General features: G+C 38.8%; 1 protein-coding gene. It reads left to right on the forward strand.

Annotation, left to right across the window (positions count from 1 at the left end; all coding sequences use genetic code 11):
* Positions 1-244: 244 nt before the first annotated feature.
* The gene (locus ACZFYI_RS19210) at positions 245-2,323 is read left to right on the forward strand and encodes a hypothetical protein (RefSeq protein WP_462525735.1); all 2,079 of its coding nucleotides are present in this window, start codon (positions 245-247) and stop codon (positions 2,321-2,323) included.
* The last annotated feature ends 19 nt before the right edge of the window (positions 2,324-2,342 follow it).

The raw sequence follows: 2,342 nt of genomic DNA on the forward strand, positions 1-2,342 counted from the left end.
AAACCTACTTTGACTTCGGTCTGCTATAATCTTTCAATGGACTCAATTTGGTAACTGGAATTACAAGGACTTTGCTATCTCCCAATTCCAAATCTGCTTGTTTGATCTATCCTTTTGCTATTTATAAAATACTTCTATCTTCGTGTTAGGGCCTAATCGTGCATTTTGTCAGAATGATTTCGACATGTGTTCCTTTTGCTTTCCCAAAAACCTTTAGCAGACTTTAAAAATAAGCCAAGTATGTATGAGTACAGGCAGTATTCCAAAACCACCGCAAGAGACAACAAATGTACAGGAATTGACAAAACTGAAAAAGGTTAAGATCGGCAATGAGCTTTACTTTGAAATCCTGAATGTCGATAAAATGCAGCCATTCTTCATGAGTATCCTCAGCAGCTCAAATCATTGGATGTTTATCAGTAGCAATGGTGGATTAAGTGCAGGAAGGAAAAACTCAGACCATGCTTTGTTTCCCTATTATACTGATGACAAGATCACCGAGTCTACTGACATTACAGGATCGAAATCAATTTTTTTGGTAAAGCGGGATGGCCAATCCATGCTTTGGGAGCCTTTTTCCATCAGAAACTCGGGTAAGTACAGCATACAGCGAAACCTATATAAAAATTCCTATGGCAATTCGATAATTTTCGAAGAGGTCAACTCCGACCTGAATATGACATTCCAATATCAATGGAGCACAAGTCACGTCTATGGTTTTGTCAAAAAGAGCAAACTAATCAATCATAATCCAACTCAGGTTGATGTTTCCGTACTTGATGGGATTCAAAACATTGTGCCTTGCGGAGTAAGCAGCACAGTACAAAATCAAGTCAGTAATCTCGTAGATGCCTACAAGCGCAATGAACTTGACAAAGAAAGCGGTATTGGAATTTTTGCCCTCAGTGTAATAATTGTGGATAAGCCTGAACCAAGCGAGGCATTAAAGGCAAATATCGTATGGTCGCTTGGTTTAAAGAACCCCAAGCATCTGCTTTCTAGCTTACAACTCGATAATTTCAGAAAAGGCCTTCCAATCCATGAAGAGACGGACGTCAAAGCTGAAAAGGGAGCTTACTTTGTGAATAGCGATATTTCCCTTTCGGCGGGTAAAGAAAAAGAGTGGCTAATCGTGGCCAATGTGAATAACAGTGTATCTCAGGTCATTGAGATCGCCAATAGCATCAAAAATGACAAACAATTAGAGCAAAAACTTAAAAAAGATATTGAAGCGGGAACAAGACAGTTGATTCAATTAAATGCCGCAGCTGATGGTTTACAATTGACCAATGATACACTAAGAGATACCCGACATTTTGCCAACTCATTATTTAACATCATGCGGGGTGGAATTTTTGACAACAACTACAGACTTGACAAAAATGACATCACTGATTATTTTTCCAAGACAAATAAACAAGTTTTAGCCTACTGGCAAAAAGTAAGTGAAAACCTTCCACTACAGCTTTCACTCAGGAGATTTAATGAATTGATATTCAGTTCAGAAAATAAAGATTTTAGAAGGCTTAGCGTAGAGTATTTACCTTTAAAATTCAGCCGAAGACATGGAGATCCAAGCAGACCTTGGAATCAGTTTTCCATCAACACCTACAATGAAACTGACGGATCAAAAATTCTTGATTACCAGGGAAATTGGAGAGATATTTTTCAGAATTGGGAGGCATTGGTCCACTCCTACCCTGAGTTCATAGAAGGAATGATTTTCAAGTTTCTCAATGCTTCCACCTTCGATGGGTATAATCCTTATCGGGTTACCAAGAATGGTATTGATTGGGAAAGGATAGAGCCGGATGACCCTTGGTCCTATATCGGTTATTGGGGCGACCATCAAATCATCTATTTGTTGAAGTTCCTCGAATTCATTGAAAACCATTATCCGGGAAGGTTAGAAAGCTATTTTGACCGGCAGGACTTTGTCTATGCCAATGTACCTTATAAAATAAAGTGCTACGAAGAGATCTTAAAAAACCCAAAAGACACCATAGATTTTGATCATGAACTAGATAATAAGATCAAGGAACGTTGGCTATGGCTAGGGGCTGACAGCGCCTTGCTTCAGGATAGACAAGGTTCAATCTATCATGTCAATTTTGTTGAGAAGATTTTAGCTACGGTATTGGCAAAGATGTCAAATTTTGTACCTGAGGGTGGTATTTGGATGAACACACAGCGGCCCGAATGGAATGATGCCAACAACGCTTTGGTCGGAAATGGATTGTCCATGGTGACATTGTATTACCTCAGGAGGTTTCTCACATTTTTTGATAGAATCCTTGAAAATACCAAAACGAAAGAAGTTTAGATTTCAGAAGAATTCGTGA

This window comes from Aquiflexum sp., from assembly GCF_977115555.1.